The organism is Curtobacterium sp. UCD-KPL2560 (assembly GCF_001705035.1).
Lineage (GTDB): Bacteria > Actinomycetota > Actinomycetes > Actinomycetales > Microbacteriaceae > Curtobacterium.
On sequence record NZ_MCIG01000007.1, the window covers coordinates 1 to 20074 of the forward strand.

General features: G+C 73.3%; 14 protein-coding genes, 1 tRNA gene and 1 other RNA gene. 11 read left to right on the forward strand and 5 right to left on the reverse strand.

The features are described 5' to 3' along the window. The first annotated feature begins 289 nt into the window (after positions 1-289). Complete coding sequence (locus tag BEP24_RS03390; protein ID WP_065960283.1) at positions 290-1207, forward strand: type IV toxin-antitoxin system AbiEi family antitoxin domain-containing protein; 918 nt, start codon at positions 290-292, stop codon at positions 1205-1207. A gap of 225 nt (positions 1208-1432) precedes the next feature. Here BEP24_RS03390 and BEP24_RS03395 read toward each other — a convergent pair whose 3' ends face one another. Then, positions 1433-2857 (reverse strand): amino acid permease, encoded by a 1425-nt coding sequence (locus BEP24_RS03395; protein WP_065960284.1) that lies wholly within the window; start codon positions 2855-2857, stop codon positions 1433-1435. A gap of 118 nt (positions 2858-2975) precedes the next feature. Between BEP24_RS03395 and BEP24_RS03400 the strand changes: the two genes are divergently transcribed. From BEP24_RS03400 to BEP24_RS03420, 5 genes are all read left to right on the forward strand, one after another. After that, entirely contained in the window at positions 2976-4856 is a 1881-nt protein-coding gene (locus tag BEP24_RS03400; protein ID WP_083230048.1) for an ABC transporter ATP-binding protein, read from the forward strand. Positions 4857-5226: 370 nt separating this feature from the next. Beyond that, the gene (locus BEP24_RS03405; RefSeq protein WP_065960289.1) at positions 5227-6591 is read left to right on the forward strand and encodes a cystathionine beta-synthase; all 1365 of its coding nucleotides are present in this window, start codon (positions 5227-5229) and stop codon (positions 6589-6591) included. A 116-nt stretch (positions 6592-6707) separates the two neighbouring features. Next, a complete protein-coding gene (locus tag BEP24_RS03410) occupies positions 6708-7853 on the forward strand; it encodes a cystathionine gamma-synthase (RefSeq protein WP_065960291.1) in 1146 nt (381 codons plus the stop codon). A 168-nt stretch (positions 7854-8021) separates the two neighbouring features. Beyond that, entirely contained in the window at positions 8022-9440 is a 1419-nt protein-coding gene (locus tag BEP24_RS03415) for an MFS transporter (RefSeq protein ID WP_065960293.1), read from the forward strand. A gap of 30 nt (positions 9441-9470) precedes the next feature. Continuing rightward, positions 9471-10067, forward strand: a complete 597-nt coding sequence (locus tag BEP24_RS03420) for a substrate-binding domain-containing protein (protein WP_083230037.1) — start codon at positions 9471-9473, stop codon at positions 10065-10067. Between the two features lie 58 nt (positions 10068-10125). Here BEP24_RS03420 and BEP24_RS03425 read toward each other — a convergent pair whose 3' ends face one another. After that, positions 10126-10707, reverse strand: a complete 582-nt coding sequence (locus tag BEP24_RS03425) for a TetR/AcrR family transcriptional regulator (protein WP_065960297.1) — start codon at positions 10705-10707, stop codon at positions 10126-10128. A 284-nt stretch (positions 10708-10991) separates the two neighbouring features. On the opposite strand from BEP24_RS03425, the gene BEP24_RS03430 reads away from it, so the two are divergent. Then, on the forward strand, positions 10992-12248 hold the full coding sequence (locus tag BEP24_RS03430; RefSeq protein ID WP_253181550.1) for a multidrug effflux MFS transporter: 1257 nt from the start codon (positions 10992-10994) through the stop codon (positions 12246-12248). Between the two features lie 110 nt (positions 12249-12358). Continuing rightward, positions 12359-14443, forward strand: coding sequence for a helicase HerA-like domain-containing protein (locus BEP24_RS03435; protein ID WP_065960298.1), 2085 nt, complete (start codon positions 12359-12361; stop codon positions 14441-14443). A gap of 141 nt (positions 14444-14584) precedes the next feature. Here BEP24_RS03435 and BEP24_RS03440 read toward each other — a convergent pair whose 3' ends face one another. After that, complete coding sequence (locus tag BEP24_RS03440; protein WP_141693339.1) at positions 14585-15229, reverse strand: hypothetical protein; 645 nt, start codon at positions 15227-15229, stop codon at positions 14585-14587. Positions 15230-15561: 332 nt separating this feature from the next. Next, a tRNA-Ser gene (locus BEP24_RS03445) sits at positions 15562-15649 on the reverse strand. Between the two features lie 119 nt (positions 15650-15768). Here BEP24_RS03445 and pta point away from each other — a divergent pair. Together pta and BEP24_RS03455 are read left to right on the forward strand one after the other, a co-directional pair. Then, entirely contained in the window at positions 15769-17877 is a 2109-nt protein-coding gene (gene pta, locus BEP24_RS03450; protein ID WP_065960303.1) for a phosphate acetyltransferase, read from the forward strand. 103 nt (positions 17878-17980) lie between these two features. Further along, entirely contained in the window at positions 17981-19177 is a 1197-nt protein-coding gene (locus tag BEP24_RS03455; RefSeq protein WP_065960304.1) for an acetate kinase, read from the forward strand. 56 nt (positions 19178-19233) lie between these two features. Here the strand turns inward: BEP24_RS03455 and BEP24_RS03460 are convergent, their stop codons facing one another. Then, positions 19234-19908 carry an SDR family oxidoreductase gene (locus BEP24_RS03460; protein WP_065960307.1) on the reverse strand — a complete coding sequence of 225 codons (675 nt, stop codon included), beginning with the start codon at positions 19906-19908 and terminating at the stop codon, positions 19234-19236. A gap of 36 nt (positions 19909-19944) precedes the next feature. On the opposite strand from BEP24_RS03460, the gene ffs reads away from it, so the two are divergent. Beyond that, positions 19945-20041: signal recognition particle sRNA small type (ffs, locus tag BEP24_RS03465), an RNA gene on the forward strand. Positions 20042-20074 lie beyond the last annotated feature (33 nt).

The following is a 20074-nucleotide window of genomic DNA, read 5'->3' on the forward strand; positions in this document are numbered from 1 at the left end:
GCGTTCGCGGGATGCATGCCCGCACTCTGTCGCCGGAGGTGCCCACACGGACGACCGCGAGCCGATCTGTGGACAACCGCCGCGCCTCCCGGCCGCGCACCGTGCTCGCGAAAGCGACAGTTCACCGCCGACGGTTCGGGCGGAACTGTCGCTTTCCGATGGGAAACGTGCGCCGGGCGGTGAGAACTGTCGCTTTCGCGAGCACGGTGCGCGGCCGGGAGGCGCGGCGGTTGTCCACAGATCGGCTCGCGGTCGTCCGTGTGGGCACCTCCGGCGACAGAGTGCGGGCATGCATCCCGCGAACGCCGTCGACCTGTTCCGGACCGACCCCGTCGACCGAGCTGCGGCGCGGGACCTCCAGCGCCGTTGTCGGTCGGGCGACCTCGTGCGGGTCCGACACGGTGTCTACGTCGGGCGCGACGCGTGGGAGGGGCTCGACGGGCGGAGCCGCCACCTCGTCCGGATGCGTGCGGCATCCCCGCTGCTCCGTCCTGCCGCCGTCTGGGCGCTCGACTCCGCGGCGGCCGTGCTCGGCGTGCCACGGCTCGACGCATGGCCGGACCGCGTGCACGCCATGGTCCCGGGGATCGAGCACGACCTGCAGCGCGTCGGGCTCACCCTGCACGCCGGGGTCCCGCGCCCGTCGGGACGGCACTTCCACGGTGTCGGTTTCACGGACCTCGCCCAGACCACCGTCGAGATCGCACGACGGGGATCGCTCTCGACGGCGGTCGTCGTCCTGGACCACGCACTGCGCGACGGTGTGGACGTCGAGCTGCTCGGTCGGCTCGCGCTCGCGTCCGGTCCGTGGGGGAGTACCCGGGTTGCACAGGCCCTCGACCACTGCGACGCGCGGCACGAGTCGGTCGGTGAGTCGTACTTCGCCGCGCGCGCAGCGGAGTTGCGGTGCCCGCCGATAGAGCCGCAGCGCGAGTTCCGTCACGCGGACGGGACGGTCGACCGGGTCGACTTCTGGCTGCCGAGGGAAGGGATCGTCGTGGAGTTCGACGGACGGCAGAAGTACGAGGACCCGGCGATGCTCGCGGGCCGGAGCAGTGCTGGGGCGGTCTGGGTCGAGAAGCTCCGCGAGGACCGCATCCGCGCCCGACCCGAGGTCAACGGCTTCGTCCGTGTCCACTGGGGTCATCTCGTGAAGCCGGAGCTGCTGCGCGCACACCTGCGCCAGCACGGCGTCCCGTGTCGTTGATCCGACGCGGTCGCTGAGCCGCCGGATGTCCGGTGAGTCCCTCGGGAAAGCGACAGTTCGCGCCGGGGCCGCCCCGAGCCTCCCGTCAAAGCGACAGTCTCGTCCGGATGATCGGCGGCGAACTGTCGCTTTCGCGATCCGTCCGGGTGGTGGGGAACGGACCGGGGGCGGCGCGCGGGGGCGGCGCGCGAGGAAGGAGGTCGCGAAGGCGAGGGCGCCCGCGGGTCAGTGCAGGGTGCTGTGGCGGCGGCCGTAGGCCAGGTAGAGCACGGCGCCGACGACCATCCACACGCCGAACGCGATCCACGTCCCGGCGCCGAGGAACACCGCGAGCAGCACGCAGCACAGGGTGCCGAGCACCGGGACCACGGGGAACAGCGGGACGCGGTAGGAGCGCTCGAGGTCGGGGCGGGAGCGGCGCAGCACGATGACCGAGACGTTCACGAGGGCGAACGCCACGAGGGTGCCGATGCTCGTCGCGTCGGCGAGCTCGCCCAGGGGCACGAGTGCGGCCACGACGGTGACGACGATGCCGACGACGAGCGTGCCCGCGACGGGTGTCCCGGTCCGTGCGGAGACGCGGCCGAAGAGTTTCGGCACGAGGCCGTCGCGCGCCATCGTGAGCAGGATGCGGGTCTGCCCGTACAGGACGGTGAGCACGACGCTCGCGATGGCGATGACGGCACCGATCGAGAAGACGAGCGCGACGACGGGCTGCCCGGTGACCTCGACGACGATGCGGACGAGCGAGGCCTCGTCGGACGAGAACGACGTCCAGGAGCGGGCGCCGATCGCCGCGATCGCCACGAGGATGTAGAGCGCGGTGATGAGGGCGATCGACCCGATGATGGCGCGGGGGAGGTCGCGGCGGGGGTCCTTCGCCTCCTCGCCGGCGGTGGACGCGGCGTCGAAGCCGATGTACGAGAAGAACAGGCGCGATGCCGCCGCGGTGACGCCCGCGGCGCCCATCGGTGCCAGCGGCGTGAAGTTCTGCGCCTGGAACGCCGTGAACGCCACGACGACGAAGAACACGAGCAGGGCGATCTTCACCGCGACCATGAGCGTGTTCACCCACGCGCTCTCCCGCGCGCCGGGCAGCAGGACGACGGTCGCGAGGAGCACGAGCACCGCGGCGGGCAGGTTCACGACGCCGCCGTCCCCGGGCGGGGCCGCGAGCGCGGTGGGCAGGTGCAGCCCGAACACGCGCAGGGTCTCGTCGACGTACTCGCTCGCACCGACGGCGACCGCGGCGACGGAGACCGCGTACTCCAGGACGAGGCACCAGCCGCAGACCCAGGCGATGCCCTCGCCCATGGTCGCGTAGGTGTACGAGTAGCTCGACCCTGACGTCGGCACGGCCCCGGCCATCTCGGCGTACGACAGCGCGGACAGGAGCGCGGCGACGCCGGCGACCACGAAGGAGATCCAGACCGCCGGCCCGGCCAGCGGGACCGCGGTGCCGAGGACCACGAGGATGCCCGTGCCGAGCGTCGCGCCGACGCTGATCATCGTCAGGTGCCAGACCCCGAGCGACCGACGCAGCGGGCGGCCGTCGACCCCGGTGGACGCCTCGGCCTGCAGGCGCTCGACGGGCTTGCGGCGTGCGAGCTGCTCGCGGAGCGACGGGGGACGGGGCGGCGCGGACGTCATGGGACCTCGGACGGGGCGGTGGGACGGGGACGCACGATGGTGGCACGGCCCCTGAACAGGGTCAAATACGCCGGGGACGGTCGGTGTCGCAGGGCGGGGATAGGTTTGCCCCATGAGCATGGGGCACGGAGCACGCGGGGGCGGCGGTCCGCGCGGGGTCGGCCGGATCTCGAGCGGCGACACCGCCGCGCAGAAGGCCGCGAACGCCGAGGCTCCCCGGATCCCGCACCTGCTGCGCCGGATCGCCGGGCTGTTCGCGCCGCACCGTCGCGCGATCGTCCTCACGGTGGCGCTCGTGCTCGTCGGCGCCGCGGTGTCGGTCGTGCCGCCGCTGCTGACCCAGCAGGCCTTCGACCGCGGACTGTTCCCGCCGGGCGGCCGCCCCGACGTCCCGGTGCTGCTCGAGCTCGTCGGCGCGATGGTCTTCCTCTGGATCGCGAGCGCCGGCATCGGCATCTGGCAGACCTACCTGACCGCGACGGTCGGCAACCAGGTGATGGGGTCGATGCGGATGCGCCTGTTCGGGCACCTGCAGCGCATGGAGCTCGCGTTCTTCACCCGCACGAAGACGGGCGTCATCCAGTCGCGGCTGCAGAACGACGTCGGCGGCGTCGCGAGCGTGCTGAACAACACGATCTCGTCGGTGCTCGGCAACACCGTGACGGTGATCGCGGCCGTGGTCGCGATGCTGCTGCTGAGCTGGCAGATGACCGTCGTCGCCGTCGTCCTGCTCCCGCTGCTCGTGTTCGCGCAGCGGCGGGTCGGCCAGGTGCGGGCGCGGATCGCGGCGCAGACCCAGGAGTCGCTGTCCGACATGACGGCGATCACGCAGGAAGCCCTGAGCGTCTCCGGCATCCTGCTCGCCAAGAGCTTCAACCAGCAGCGCAGCGAGACGCAGCGCTACGAGGACGAGAACCGCAACCAGATCCGGCTGCAGGTCCGGCAGCAGATGTCCGGGCAGTGGTTCTTCGCCATCGTGTCGATCTTCCTGTCGATCATCCCCGCGATCATCTACCTCGTGGCCGCGTGGCTCATCATCGGCGACGTCCCGATCACCGCGGGCACGATCGTCGCCTTCACCACCGTGCAGTCGCGGCTCCTGTTCCCGACGGTCGGGCTCCTCCGGGTCGTACTCGACCTGCAGACCTCGGGTGCGCTGTTCGCCCGGATCTTCGAGTACCTCGACCTGAAGCCCGCGATCACGGACGCCCCGGACGCGCAGCAGGTCGACACCACGCGGGTCGGGCACGTCGCGTTCGACGACGTCACGTTCGCCTACCCGGACGGCGAGCCCGACAAGCCCACGCTCCGCGGGGTCTCGTTCGAGTTGCAGCCCGGGCAGTTCGCGGCCTTCGTCGGACCCTCCGGGGCGGGCAAGACCACCATCTCGTACCTCGTCCCGCGGCTGTACGAGGCGTCGTCGGGCACGGTCCGGTTCGCCGGCACCGACGTCCGCGCGCTGCAGCACGAGGACCTGATGCGGCACGTCGGCATCGTGAGCCAGGAGACCTACCTGTTCCACGCGACGATCGGCGACAACCTGCGGTACGCGAAGCCGGACGCCACCGACGCCGAGCTCGAACGCGCGGCACGGGCGGCGAACATCCACGAGACGATCGTGTCGTTCCCGGACGGGTACGACACCGTCGTCGGGGAGCGGGGCTACCGACTGTCCGGCGGCGAGAAGCAGCGGATCGCGATCGCGCGCGTGCTGCTCAAGGACCCGCCGGTGCTCGTGCTCGACGAGGCCACCAGTGCGCTCGACTCCATCTCCGAGTACGTGGTGCAGACGGCCCTCGACACGGCGGCGGCCGGACGGACCACCATCTCGATCGCACACCGGCTGTCGACCGTCCGCGACGCCGACGTCATCTTCGTGCTCGACCACGGGCAGATCGTGGAGCAGGGGTCGCACGACGAACTCCTCGGCCGCGACGGCACGTACGCGGCCCTGTACCGCCAGCAGGCCGCGCCGGTGACGGCCGACCGTCGCGGCTGACGCCCGCGCGGGGGCCGTCCCGGTCGGGAGGCGCGGCGCGGCTCCGCACCGTCCGTCCGGACCCAGCGCACGCGCCTCCGGGACCGGCGTCACCTGCCGGGACCGCGCCGCGCCTCCGGGACCGGCGTCACCTGCCGGGACCGCGCCGCGCCTCCACGGCCGGTGGGACGGTCCGGCCCGCGCTCGCACGGTCCGGCCCGCGCTCCCACGGTCCGGCCCGCGCTCCCACGGTCCGTCTCGCGCGCCCACGGTCCCACCCGGAAGCCGCGCGGACGACGCGGAGCGCCTCCCGGCGCCTCCCGGCGCCGCCCGGACGACGCGGGGCGCAACGTCCCAGCCGTGCCGCACCGCCGCCACCTAGACTCGCCGCGTGCGCTACGCAGACTCCGTCGTCGACCTGGTCGGCGACACCCCGCTCGTCCGGCTGAACCGCGTCACCGAGGGCCTCCGCGCCACCGTCCTGGTCAAGGTCGAGTACCTCAACCCGGGCGGCTCGTCGAAGGACCGCATCGCCACGCGGATCCTCGACGCGGCCGAGGCCTCGGGCGAGCTCCGCCCGGGCGGCACGATCGTCGAGCCGACGTCGGGCAACACGGGCGTCGGCCTGGCCCTCGTCGCCCAGCAGCGCGGGTACCGATGCGTGTTCGTGCTGCCGGACAAGGTCGGCGAGGACAAGCGCAACGTCCTCACGGCCTACGGCGCCGAGATCGTCGTCACGCCGACCGCGGTCGCGCCCGACCACCCGGAGTCCTACTACTCGGTGTCCGACCGCCTGGTGCGCGAGATCCCGGGTGCGTACAAGCCGAACCAGTACGCCAACCCGAACGGGCCGCGCAGCCACTACGAGACCACCGGGCCGGAGATCTGGCGCGACACCGAGGGGCGGATCACGCACTTCGTCGCGGGCGTCGGCACAGGCGGGACGATCTCGGGCACCGGGCGGTTCCTCAAGGAGGCGTCCGAGGGGCGCGTGCGGATCGTCGGAGCCGACCCGGAGGGCTCCGTCTACTCCGGCGGCACCGGCCGTCCGTACCTGGTCGAGGGCGTCGGCGAGGACTTCTGGCCGGCCGCCTACGACGCCGGGATCCCGGACGAGATCATCGCCGTCACCGACGCCGAGTCGTTCGCGATGACCCGCCGCCTGGCGCGCGAGGAGGGCCTGTTGGTCGGCGGTTCGAGCGGCATGGCCGTCGTCGCCGCCCTCCGCGCCGCCCGTGACCTGACCGAGGACGACGTCGTGGTCGTGCTGCTGCCGGACGGTGGCCGCGGCTACCTCGGCAAGATCTTCAACGACCGCTGGATGCGCTCGTACGGCTTCGCCGAGACCGACGACGCCCGCACGGTCGGCTCCGTCGTCGCGGGCAAGGACGGCCGGTTGCCGGACCTCGTGCACGCGCACCCGTCCGACACGGTCCGCGACGTCGTCGAGATCATGTCCACGTACGGCGTCTCGCAGATGCCGGTGCTCGCGGCCGAGCCGCCGGTCGTGATCGGCGAGGTGGTCGGGGCGGTCGCCGAGAAGGACCTGCTCGAGCAGGTCTTCACGGGCGCGGCGGCGATGACGGACGCGGTGAGCGGCTTCGTCGGCGACCCGCTCCCGCTGATCGGCGTCGGCGAGTCGCTCGCGGCCGCGCGGCGGGCGCTCGAGACCGTCGACGCCCTGCTCGTGGTCGACGACGGCAAGCCCGTCACGGTGCTCACCCGCCACGACCTCCTGACCTCCCTGTCCGAGTGACCCGCGACCACGACCCGCGACCGGGAACCGGGCGCGACCACCGGGCAGCGCCCGGGCGCGACCCGCGACCAGCCCGCCGCCAGACCAGCACGCACGACCCCGAGGAACCAGCACGCATGACCGAGTTCAGCACCCGCGCCGTCCACGCCGGCCAGACGCCCGACCCCACCACGGGCGCCGTGATCCCGCCGATCCACGTCACGAGCACCTACGTGCAGGACGGCGTGGGGAACATGCGCAACGGCTACGAGTACTCCCGCGGCGGCAACCCCACCCGCGACGCCCTGCAGACGCTGCTCGCCGACCTCGACGGCGGTGTCGCGGCGTACTCGTTCGCGTCCGGACTCGCCGCCGAGGACGCCCTGCTCCGCGCCTACCTGGAGCCCGGCGCCCGGGTCGTGATGGGCAACGACGTGTACGGCGGGACGCACCGCCTGGTGAACCGGCTGCACGTGCCGTGGGGCGTCGAGCTCGTGGTGGTCGACACCGGCGACGTCGACCGGGTCCGCGTCGCGCTCGAGGGTGCCCCGGCGAAGACCGTCCTCTGGGTCGAGACCCCGACCAACCCGCTCATGAAGATCGCCGACATCGCCCTGCTGTCCGAGATCGGGCACGCGGCCGGCGCGCTCGTCGTGGTGGACAACACCTTCGCCTCGCCGTACCTGCAGCAGCCGCTCGCCCTCGGCGCGGACGCGGTGTCGTACTCGACGACGAAGTACCTCGGCGGCCACTCCGACGTCGTCGGCGGTGCCGTGGTGCTCCGCGACGAGGAACTCGCGTCGCAGGTCGGCTTCCTGCAGTTCGGCGCGGGCGCGATCGCGTCGCCGTTCGACGCGTTCCTCACCACCCGCGGCATCAAGACCCTGCCGGTCCGGATGGAGCGGCACTCGTCGAACGCACAGGCCGTCGCCGAGGCGCTGGTCTCCGCCCCCGGCGTGGAGCGCGTCTTCTACCCGGGTCTGCCCGACCACCCGGGCCACGACGTCGCCGCGAAGCAGATGCGCGGTTTCGGCGGCATGCTCTCGGTCGCGCTCGACGGGGGACCGGAGGCCGCGAAGCGGTTCGTCGAGTCGACCGAGGTGTTCACGCTCGCGGAGTCCCTCGGCGGCGTCGAGTCGCTCATCGGGTACCCGAGCGAGATGACGCACGCGTCGGTGAAGGGCACGGAGCTCGCGGTCCCGGAGAACGTCGTCCGCCTGTCGGTGGGCATCGAGGACGCCGGCGACCTGGTCGCCGACGTCCTGCAGGCGCTGTCGCGCTGACGCACCGCACGCGCACCCGCCCCGTCGACGCGGCGCGCGTCCCGCAGGTGGGGACGGGCGGACGGGAGGCCCGTGGCGGCGCCGCCACGGGCCTCCCGTCCGGTCGTCGCTCGCGTGCACCGCGGCCGCCGCTCGCGCCGGTCGGTGGCCGCCGGTAGCGTGACGCGGGTGGGCGACGAAGCGGCGGGGCGGACCGGCATCCTGAGCGGGCGCTACGCGCTCGCGACCGTCGGCATGGTCGCGATCGTCGGGGTCGCCGCGTTCCAGAACCTCGCGATGACCACGGTGATGCCCGAGATCAGCCGCGACCTCGACGGGGAGACGCTGTACGCGCTCGCGTTCGCGGCCCCGCTCGCCGCCGGGGTGCCGGGCATGGTGCTCGCGGGCAACTGGGCCGACCGCGCGGGTGGCCGGGTCGTGGCGTGGGTGTCGGCTGCGCTGTTCGCGATCGGCACGGCGATCGTGATGCTCGCCCCGACCATGGTCGTGTTCCTGGTCGGACGCCTGGTCGAGGGGTTCGGTGCTGGCGCGATCGACGTCGTGCTGTACGTCCTCGTCGCCCGGATCTTCCCCGCCGAGCTGCACGGTCCGGTGTTCGCGGGGTTCGCGGCCGCGTGGGTCGTGCCCGCGCTCGTCGGACCGGCGCTCGCCGGGATCGTCACCGACGTGTGGGACTGGCACTGGGTCTTCGCCGGTGCCCTCGCGATCGCCGTGGTGTCCTTCGCACTGCTCGTGCCGACCCTCCGACGACTCGGTCCGCCCGCCGAGGGGGTGCGGCCGCCGTGGCAGCGCGTCCGGATCGGCTGGTCCGTCGGCGCCGCGGCCGCGATCCTGCTCCTCAACGTCGCCGCCGACCTCGCCTCGTGGGCGCGGATCGTCGCGGTCATCGTCGGGCTCGTCGGCACCTGGGCAGCGCTCCGCCCGCTGCTCCCGGTCGGCACCTTCCGCGCGGCGCCGGGCCTGTCGTCGGTGGTGCTCGTCCGCGGGCTCGTGGCGGCCGCGTTCTTCGGCAGCGAGGCGTACGTGCCGTTCCTCCTGCAGGCCCGGCACGACCTGTCCGCCTCCGCCGCCGGGCTCGCGCTGACGGTCGCGGCGCTGAGCTGGGCCGGTGCGAGCTGGCTGCACGGGCGGCTCGGCGAAGCGCGGCTCACCGCGGCACGGACCTTCGGCGGCGGGCTCGTGCTCGTGCTCGTCAGCCTGCTCACCGCGCTCGCCGTGGCGACCCTCGACCTGCCGTGGTGGGTGCTCGTCGTCGGCTGGTTCATCGGGGGAGCGGGCATGGGCGCCATCTACCCGCGGGCCTCGATGCTGACGCTGCGGTTCTCCGGCGAGGGTGACGACGGGTTCGCGAGCTCGGCCCTGACGATCGCCGACGCCTCCGGCAGCGTGGTCGGTCTCGCGGTCACCGGTCTGCTCTTCGTGGGCGCCGGCGGGGCCGAAGGGGCGTGGTCGTTCCCGCTCGTCTTCGTCGCGATGACCGCCATCGCCCTCGTCGCGACGGTGGCGGTCCGGCGGCTCGGACCCGTGCCTGCGGTCCCGTCGACGCCGTCCGGGGGGAGCAGGGTGCCGGCCGGGGCCGGCGGGTAGCGTGGCAGACGGACCGAGCGGAGGACCACCGTGCGCAGCGTCAGCCTGACCCGACCCCGGCGTCCGTGGCGCGTGTCCGTCGCGGCGCGGGCCGCGGTGGTGGCGGTCGCGGCGTGCACGGTGCTCGCGCTCGCCGGATGCCAGGGACCGACGACCGCCGCACCGACGCCCGTCCGGAGCAGCGACCTGACGAGCTCGGACGGCGGTTTCGACCAGCACGCCGTCGTCGGCGTCGTGCTGCCCGCCGGTCGGGAGGCACTCGGCACCGACCTGGACCGGCGCCTGTCCGACGCCGGGTTCCGACCGGACGTCCGGGTCGCGCCCGCCGACGACGGCCCCGGCGCGCAGCAGCGGGCCGTGACGGAGCTCGTGCGCGGGGGAGCGAAGGCGCTCCTGGTCGAGCCGGTCGACGCGTCCGCGCTGACCGGGGTGGTGCAGGCCGCGCACGACGCCGGTGTCGTCGTGGTCTCCCTCGGGCAGGCGCTGCCCGCGAGCGGGACCGGCGGCGACGGGGTGTCCGCCGACCACCGGGTGCCGGCCGACGAGGACCCGGACGTCGTGGCACGCACCGCGACCGACGTCGTGCGGACGCTGCAGCGGGGGCAACGGCCCGCGTCGGGCGACTGAAGGGCCCGGGCGTTCCCGGGTGGGGGACGGGTCCGGACGGCCCGGCTGCGGCGTCCGGTCAGTGCCACCAGGCCGGGAACGACCGCGTGATCGTGTCGACCAGCGAGCGGCGGGACCGTCGGGGGCCGCCGAGCCAGACCTCGATCGCGCCGACGAACCCCTGGGCCACGAAGCCCGCGGCGACGTCGTCGAGCAGGGCGGGTCGGTCGGCGGTCGGGAGCTCCTGGATGTGCTGCACGCTCGACACCGTGAAGTGCTCGACGAGCAGCCGGTGCAGCGAGGCGTCGGCCGAGTCGGGCAGGCCCTTGGCGTAGATGTCCCGGTGCGAGACGACGTGCTCGACGACCGCGTCGATGCCCCGTCGGGTGATCGCCGCGAGCTCGTCGGGACCGGCGCCCCGGTCGGTCGCGGCACGGCGGGCCGCGACGTCGTCCTCGCGGATGCGGTCGAGCTCGGGGGTCAGGACGTCGGCGAGCAGCGACCCGGGCGACACCGCGTGCGAGTAGAACGTCGCGCGGTTGATGCCGGCGGCGCGGGTGACGTCGGCGACCGTGATGGTCGAGACGGGTCGGTCGGCGGCGAGGCGGAGGATCGCCGCACGCAGCGCCGCCGTGGTGTGCAGGACACGGGCATCGACCACCGTCGTCCCCCTCTCGTCGGTGTGCGTCGGCCGCGCGGGCCGGGCAGTCCGACGCTACCGCACCGGGGGCCGCGGGACCGGTCACGGACGGGTCACGGAACGCGGTCCGGCCGCTCCGGTCGCCGACAGGTGTTCCGTGAGCGCGCACGCAGCCCGTAGGATGGTTCCACGGCCGAATCGATTCGATCCGACCCGGTCCGCGCACCGATCCGTTCGTGCCTCGGCCCGGTCCGATGACGCCGGCCTCCTCACCAGTCTCTCTCCTGTCGAAGGACCGCCCTCCCGTGACCGCGCCCGCCACCACCGGTTCGCTCCGCGTCGTGCTGCACCCCGGTGACTCGCTCACCCGGCGGCAGCGCCTCGTCTACGTCTTCGTGCTCGGGGCGCTCACCGCGCTCGGCCCGTTCACCATCGACCTGTACCTGCCGGCGTTCCCGTCGCTCGAGCGCGAGTTCGGGATCTCCGAGGGGGCGGTGCAGCTCACCCTGACCGCCACGACGCTCGGGTTCGCGTTCGGGCAGCTGCTCGTCGGGCCCTGGAGCGACAAGGTCGGGCGCCGCCTGCCGCTCATCATCGCGACGACCGTGCACGTCGGCGCCTCGATCGGGGCCGCGTGCGCGCCGAACGTCGAGGTGCTCGCACTGTTCCGCGTGCTGCAGGGCATGGGCGCCTCGGCCGGCGGTGTCGTCGCGATGGCCACGGTCCGCGACCTGTTCGGCGGCAAGCCCCTCGTCCGGATGCTCTCGCGCCTCGCGATGGTGAACGGCCTCGCGCCGATCCTCGCCCCGCTCATCGGCTCGCAGATGCTGCAGTTCGTCAGCTGGCGCGGGGTCTTCGTCTTCCTCGCCTGCTACGGCGCCGCGGTCGTGATCGCCTCGGTGCTGCTCATCGTCGAGACGCTCCCGCCGGCACGCCGCCACGAGTCCGGGCACTCGACCATCGGCCAGCGGTACCGGGCGCTGCTGTCCGACCGGATCTTCGTCGGGGTCGCCCTCATCGGGGCGATGGTCTTCAGCGGGCTGTTCTCGTACCTCAGCTCGTCGCCGTTCCTGTTCCAGACCGTCTACGGGCTCAACGCCCAGCAGTACGGCCTGCTGTTCGCCGTGAACTCCGTCGGCGTGGTCGTCGGGGTGCAGGTCTCCTCGCGCTTGGCGCAGCGCGTCGGGCCCCAGTGGATCCTGGCGTGCTCGACCGCGACGCTGTTCCTGTCCGCCACCGCCATCGTCGTGCTCGACCAGCTCGGCGCGGGCCTGGTCGGCGTGCTCGTCCCGCTGTGGTTCTTCATCGCCGCGTGCGGGTTCTCGTTCCCGCTCGTGCAGGTGATCGGCCTCGCGGCGCACGGCAAGGAGGCCGGGACCGCCGCGTCGCTCCTCGGCGCCCTGAACTTCGGCGTCGCCGGGCTGGTCTCGCCGATCGTCGGGTGGCTCGGCATCACCGCGGCGACCCCGATGGCCGCCGTGATGGCGTGCACCGCGGCGGTCGCGATCCTGGTGCTGTGGGTCGTCGTGCGGCCGAGGACGGTCCCGGCGCTCTCGCACTGACGTCGCATGGTGCGACAGGTCCGCTGTCGTCCGACGACCGCGGTGTCGTTCCGCGTCGATCTTCGCCAGGGGCCCGGACCGAGCGCCTCGTGCGTCCGTAGGCTGCGGACATGAGCGACGCGGTGGAGCAGGCACGAGCGGCTGCGGCCGAGGCACGGGCGGCAGCGGAGGAGGCCCGCCGGCTCGCCGACGAGGCAGCTCGGCGTGCCGAGGAGCTCGCGGCAGCGCTGGAGCAGGCGGCCGGAGCACCCGCGGGAGCGACGACCGAGCGCGACGGCACGACCGCGCCCGACGCGACCACCGGGGGCGACGCGACCGCCGCGCCCGTCGCGACCACCGCGACCACCGCGCTCGACGCGACCGACTCGGCGACGCAGGCCGCGTCGACGACCGGCACCGTGCCTCCCGACCGGTCGCCCGCACCTGCCGCGCCGAGCACTCCGGCCGACACGAGCACACCCACCGCACCGAGCACGGTGCCCTCGCCCGGCCCCCTCGGCCCGGACGCGGTCGCACGGATCCGTGACGGGTACACCGTGACCGGCAGTGCCCTCGAACTCGGCGCGCTCGTCAACGGCGAGGCGATGCCCGAGGTCCAGGTGCGGATCCCGCTCGGCATGCTGAACAGGCACGGCCTGGTCGCCGGGGCGACCGGTACCGGCAAGACCCGCACGCTGCAGGTGCTCGCGGAGCAGATCGCAGCGCACGGCGTCCCGGTCTTCGCGGCCGACGTGAAGGGCGACCTGTCCGGCCTCGCCACGGCCGGCGAGCCGAGCGACAAGCTCCTCGCCCGCACGGGCGGCATCGGGCAGCAGTGGCGGGGCGTCGCGAGCCAGGCCGAGTTCTACGCCCTCGGCGGGAAGGGCACGGGCGTGCCGGTCCGGGCGACGGTCTCCGGGTTCGGTCCACTGCTGCTGTCGAAGGTCCTCGGCCTGAACGAGACGCAGGAGTCCTCGCTCGGCCTCGTCTTCCACTACGCCGAGCAGGCCGGTCTGGCGCTCGTCGACCTCGCCGACCTGCGGAGCGTCCTGACGTTCCTGGTGAGCGACGAGGGCAAGCCCGAGCTGGCGGCCCTCGGCGGCCTGTCGAAGCAGACCGCGGGCGTGATCCTCCGCGAGCTCGTCACGTTCGCCGACCAGGGCGCCGACGCGTTCTTCGGCGAGCCCGAGATCGACACGCAGGTGTTCCTCCGCACCGCGGCCGACGGCCGGGGGATCGTGAGCCTGCTCGAGGTGCCGGGCGTGCAGGACCAGCCCGCGGTCTTCTCCACCTTCCTGATGTGGCTGCTCGCCGACCTGTTCAACGAACTGCCCGAGGTGGGCGACCTCGACGCGCCGAAGCTCGTGTTCTTCTTCGACGAGGCACACCTGCTGTTCTCGGGCGCCTCGAAGGACTTCACCGAGCAGATCGTGCGCACCGTCCGGCTCATCCGGTCGAAGGGCGTCGGCATCGTCTTCGTGACGCAGACCCCGAAGGACGTGCCGAACGACGTGCTCGCGCAGCTCGGGTCGCGCATCCAGCACCAGCTCCGGGCACACACCCCCGACGACGCGAAGGCGCTGCGGGCGACGGTCTCGACGTACCCCACGAGCGACTACGACCTCGGTGAGGTGCTCACCTCGCTCGCGACCGGTGAGGCGATCGTCACGGTCATGGACGAGCGCGGTGCACCGACACCGGTCGCCTGGACACGGCTCCGCGCCCCGCAGGGCTCGATGGCGCCGTTGCCGGCACCCGACCTGGAGGCGCGGGTCGCCGCGTCCCCGCTGCTCGCCACCTACGGCACGAGCGTCGACCCCGACTCGGCCCGCGAGGTCCTGGCACGTCGCCTCGAGGCCGCTGCGGCGCAGACGGCCGCCGCCGACGCGGCGGAGGCCGCAGCGACCGCGCAGGCCGAGGCCGAACGGGAGGCCGCGCGTGCGGCCGCTGCGGCGGCGAAGGAGGCCGCGGCGCGGGAACGGACCGAGGAGCGCGAGCGGCGCGCGGCCCAGCAGGAGTACGAGCGGGCACAGCGCGAGTTCGAGCAGGCGGAGCGGAGTGCGCGGGCACGGCGGTCGCCGCGGAGCACGGGTCGGACCTCGACCACACGGCGGGCGGAGGACCCGCTGACGGGCCTGCTCGGGTCGTCGCTCGGGCGGTCGATCGCGAAGGAGGTCGTCCGCGGGGTGTTCGCGACCCTGCGTCGGCGGCGCTGACGGTCCTGCCCGGCCGGTCCTGGCGGCCGCGGCGGTGTGCTCGGCGGTCGCGGCGTGGGAGGCGGTGTGCTCCGCGGTCGCGGCGTGCGAGGCGACGTGCGGGACGGTCGCGGCGCGCGGGGCGGTGGGCTCGGCGGCGCGTCAGGCTGCGAGCAGGCGCACCGTCTCGACGGCGAGGAGCCCGACGACGAGGACCACGGCCGCGAGTGCGGCGACGAGGGCACCGGAGCGTCGCTCGTACCACGCACGACTCGTCGGCCAGCGGCGCGCGATCTCGGCCGGCGGCACGACCCGCGGCTCCCGGTCGACCCGGACGTCGAGCTCGTCGACGACGCGGTCCAGCGCGGCGTCACCCCACACGTCGGCGCGCATCCGGAACAGGTGCCGTCCCGTGACGTCGAACGCGAGCAGCTCGCGCACCGTGCGGTCCGGGGTCGACCCGTGGGTCGAGGCGACGACGACGTGGTCGACGCGGTCGCGGGCGATCCGCCGGTTGGCCGAGACCACCCCGTTCAGTACGACGGCGTCGGCGGCGATGCCGAGGAACGCCGAGCGGAGCCGGACGAACAGCACGCCCACGACGACCGCGAGGACCACCACGAGTGTCGCCACGAGTGCCCACCACCGGACCGGCAGCGACACCCAGACGAGCGCGACGGCCAGGGGCACGGCGGAGAAGACGATGCTGAGGACCGTCGAGCGGACGAGGGACCGGCGGGGCCGGAGCAACACGTCGAAGGTGGGCGCGCGGAGGCGTCCCGTCACCGGTACCGTCGTGTCCCCCACGTGCTCTCCTCGTGCTCGGGTGCGCAGGCAGCGTCGTACGCTCCCCGCGGGCGACGCCCCTGCCGCCCGAGATGCACCGTGTCCGACCCGTCCCGGGGCCGTCCGTCGATCTCACCATAGGGCGTGACGGGGCAGGAGGACAGTGCGTTCCACCCCGGGTGCGCGTGTACCGGCCAGCTCATGGCGGACGGGGGGCACGACGGTCCCGCACACGGGGGACACGACGGCCCGGTCGGACGCCGCGGCCGGAGCGCCCCGGCCGGGAACGGCGTGCCGGGGCGATCTCCCGGGAACGACGAAGGGCACCCGTCGCCGGGTGCCCTTCGTCGTGCTGGCGGAGAATGGGGGATTCGAACCCCCGAGGGCTTGCACCCAACACGCTTTCCAAGCGTGCGCCATAGGCCACTAGGCGAATTCTCCTGGTGCCGTCTCGCGACGACACCCCATGGTACAGGTCTTCGAGGGTGTGGACGACCACGTCCCTCCACAGCCCGTCCGGTTCCCAGAGCGCCCGGCGGCCACCGGGCTAGCCTGGGGACGTGTCGACCCGCATATTCATCACGTCCGCAGAGGGGCACACCGGCAAGAGCACCGTGGCCCTCGGTGTCCTCGAGACCCTCGCCCGGTCCGTCGGCCGCGTCGGCGTGTTCCGACCGGTCGCCCGGTCGGTCGCCGAGCCCGACTACGTGCTCGAACTGCTGCTGCAGCACAGTGCCGTCGGGCTCTCGTACGACGAAGCCGTCGGCGTCACCTACGACGACGTCCACGCCGACCCGGACGCGGCGGTCGCCACGATCCTGACCCGGTTCGCCCAGGTCGAGCGCCGCTGCGACGCGGTCGTGGTCCTCGGCTCCGACTACACCGACGTGGGCAGCCCCACCGAGCTCTCCTTCAACGCGAAGGTCGCCGCGAACCTCGGCGCGCCGGTGCTGCTCGTCCTCGGCGGGCGCGACACGTCCGAGCGCGGTGCCCGCACCCCCGAGGCGATGGCGCAGGTCGCCGACGTGACCACGAGCGAACTGCGGGCGGAGCACGCCCAGCTGCTCGGCGTCGTCGTGAACCGTGCCGACCCCGACGCCCTCGACCCGATCGTGCACAGCGTCGAGCGCGCCGTGCACGACCACCACCCGGACACCCCGGTGTGGGCGATCCCCGAGGACAGCGTGCTGGTCGCCCCGACCGTGCGGGCGCTGCTCCAGGCGACCGACGCGACGCTCGTGCGGGGCGACGACGCCCTGCTCGACCGTGAGGCGCTCGGCACGGTCGTCGCCGGCATGAGCATGGAGAACGTGCTGCCGCGGCTCATCGACGGCGGCATCGTCGTCGTCCCGGGCGACCGCAGCGACGTGCTGCTCGCCACGGTGCTCGCGAACCAGTCCGAGACCTTCCCGAGCCTGGCCGGCGTCATCCTGAACGGCGGGTTCGACACGTCCCCGCAGATCACCCGGCTGCTCGACGGTCTGTCCAGCCCCCTGCCGATCGCGCGCAACGACCTCGGCACGTACGACACGGCGCTCCGGATCACGCACACCCGGGGCCGGCTCGCGGCGGACTCACCGCGGAAGGCCGACCTCGCGCTCGCGCTCTTCGAACAGCACGTCGACGCGGACGCCCTGCGGGACCGGCTCCAGCTCACGCCGTCCGGCGTCGTGACCCCGCTGATGTTCGAGCACGGGCTGCTCGACCGGGCGCGCGGCTACGGCAAGCACATCGTGCTGCCCGAGGGCGACGACGACCGCATCCTCCGGGCCGCCTCGACCCTGCTGCAGCGCCAGGTGTGCGAGCTGACGATCCTCGGCGAGCCGACCGCCGTGCGGGCCCGCGCGACCGAGCTCGGACTCGACCTCGACGAGGCGCACGTCGTCAGCCCGTTCGACCCCGAGCTGCGCGAGCGCTTCGCCGAGGAGTACACGCGACTGCGCGCCCACAAGGGGATGTCGATCGAGCTCGCGCGGGACACCGTGACCGACGTGTCGTACTTCGGCACGCTCATGGTGCAGCTCGGCCTCGCCGACGGCATGGTCTCCGGCGCGCGCCACACCACGGCGCACACGATCCGGCCGTCCTTCGAGATCATCAAGACCCGCCCGGACACCTCGATCGTGTCGAGCGTCTTCCTCATGGCGCTCGCCGACCGCGTGCTCGTCTACGGCGACTGTGCCGTGATCCCGGACCCCACCAGCGAGCAGCTCGCCGACATCGCGATCTCGTCCGCCGAGACGGCCGCGCAGTTCGGCATCGACGCGCGCGTGGCGATGCTCAGCTACTCGACCGGCGACAGCGGCTCCGGCGCCGACGTCGACAAGGTGCGTGCCGGGACCGCGTTCGTCCGCGAGCGTCGCCCGGACCTCCTGGTCGAGGGGCCGATCCAGTACGACGCGGCCGCCGACCCGACCGTCGCGGCGACCAAGATGCCGGACTCGCCGGTGGCGGGTCGCGCCACGGTGTTCGTCTTCCCGGACCTCAACACCGGCAACAACACCTACAAGGCCGTGCAGCGCTCGGCCGGCGCGGTCGCGATCGGTCCGGTCCTGCAGGGCCTGCGCAAGCCGATCAACGACCTGTCCCGCGGGGCGCTCGTCAGCGACATCGTCAACACCGTGGCGATCACGGCCATCCAGGCCGGCACCGCGACCGACGCGGCGTGACCGACCGACCGGCACCGTTCCTCCAGGCCGGGTGCCCCGTCGCGGACGCGACGCGACCCCGGACCGCGACCACCACCCGTCCGACCCAGGAAGGCACCACCCCGTGACCGCAGCCCTCGTCGTCAACTCCGGCTCGAGTTCGTTCAAGTACCAGCTCATCGAGCTCGAGGACGAGCGCACGCTCGCCTCCGGACTGGTCGAGCGCATCGGGGAGTCCTCCGGTGCCTGGAAGCACACCAACGCGCTGACGGGGGAGTCGACCTCGAACGACAGCGCCGACGTCCCCGACCACGCAGCCGGGTTCCAGGCGATGATCGACGCGTTCGCCAAGGTCGGCCCGTCGTTCGACGAGCACCCGCCCGCCGTCGTCGGACACCGCGTCGTCCACGGGGGCACCACGTTCGACCGCGCCACCGTCGTGACGGACGAGGTCGAGGGGCAGATCGAGGCGTTGAACAGCCTCGCACCGCTGCACAACCCGGCGAACCTCGAGGGGATCCGGGCTGCGAAGCAGGTGTTCGCCGACGTGCCGCACGTGGCCGTGTTCGACACCGCGTTCCACCAGACGATGCCGCCGCACGCCTACACGTACGCGATCCCCGCCGACCTCGCCGAGCGGTACCAGATCCGCCGCTACGGCATGCACGGGACGAGCCACAAGTACGTCTCCGAGCAGGCAGCCGCGTTCCTGGGCCGGCCGCTGTCCGAACTCAAGACCATCGTCCTGCACCTCGGCAACGGCGCGTCCGCCGCGGCGATCGACGGTGGCCGGTCCATCGAGACCTCGATGGGGCTGACGCCGCTCGAGGGCCTCGTGATGGGGACGCGCTCGGGCGACCTCGACCCGGCCGTCCTGCTGCACCTGCACCGCGAGGCCGGGCTCGACTTCGACGAACTCGACACCATGCTCAACAAGCAGTCCGGGCTGCTCGGCCTCACCGGCAACGGGGACATGCGGGACGTGCAGGACGCCGCCTCGCGGGGTGACGAGACGGCCGAGGCAGCGCTCGCCGTGTACCGGCACCGCATCCGGCGCTACGTCGGCGCGTACACGGCCCAGCTCGGCGGCCTCGACGCCGTGGTGTTCACGGCCGGCGTCGGGGAGAACAACGCCCTGCTGCGCCGACGGGTGCTCGCCGGCCTCGAGCACCTCGGCATCGAGGTCGACCCGGACCGCAACGAGCTCGCCTCACGCGAGGCCCGCCGGATCTCGACGGACGCCTCGCGGGTCGCGGTGCTCGTGATCCCGACGAACGAGGAACTCGAGATCGCGCGGCAGTCCGCCGCGGTCGCGCTCTGAACCGGGGGTGACCGAGCAGCACGCCCCGGGTCGGGTGTGCTGCTCGGTCACCGGCGTCAGCTGATCGCCTGCAGGGCGGCCGCGATCGGGGCGTCCCCGCTCGTGACCTCGAACTGCACGCCCACCGCGGTGTCGTCGAGGAGCGCGTGCAGCACGACCGCCGCGACGTCGGCACGGGGGATCGATCCGCGCGGCACGGTGCGGCCGACCCTGACCGTGCCCTGCGGTGGCGTGTCGAGCAGGGCACCTGGCCGGACGATCGTCCAGCGCAGGTTGCGCGCCCGGAGGTCCGCGTCGGCCTCGGACTTCGCGCGCAGGTAGACCTGGAAGACGTCGTCCTCGGAGCGGGCCGGCACGACCGCACGCTCCGGGTCGTACGTGTCCGCCGCCATCGAGGAGATCATCACGTAGCGGTCGATGCCCCGCCGCTCGGCGGCGTCGGCGAGCAGGATCGCCGCGTCGCGGTCGACGGTCTCCTTGCGCTCGGCGCCGCTGTTCGGGCCGGCGCCGGCGGCGAACACGACGGCGTCGACACCGCGCAGGCGGATGGCCAGCTCGTCGTCGTCGAGCTGTTCCAGGTCGGCGACCAGTGCGGTCGCGCCCTGCTGTTCGACGTCGGCGACGTGCGCCGGGTTGCGGACGATCGCGAGTGCGTCGTGGCCGGCGTCGGTGATGAGTCGGGCGAGGAGCAGGGCGATCTGGCCGTGTCCTCCGGCGATGGCGATCTTCATGCGTTCGATACTGCCCGTGACGTCCGGTAGACTTCCGGAGGCTCCTCACGTGACGCCATCCAGGCCAACTCCCCCAGGGCGGAAACGCAGCAAGGGTAACCGGGCTCTGGCGGGTGCGTGAGGAGTCTTCTTCGTTCCCGGGGTCCGTCCACAGCTGGTCGGATCC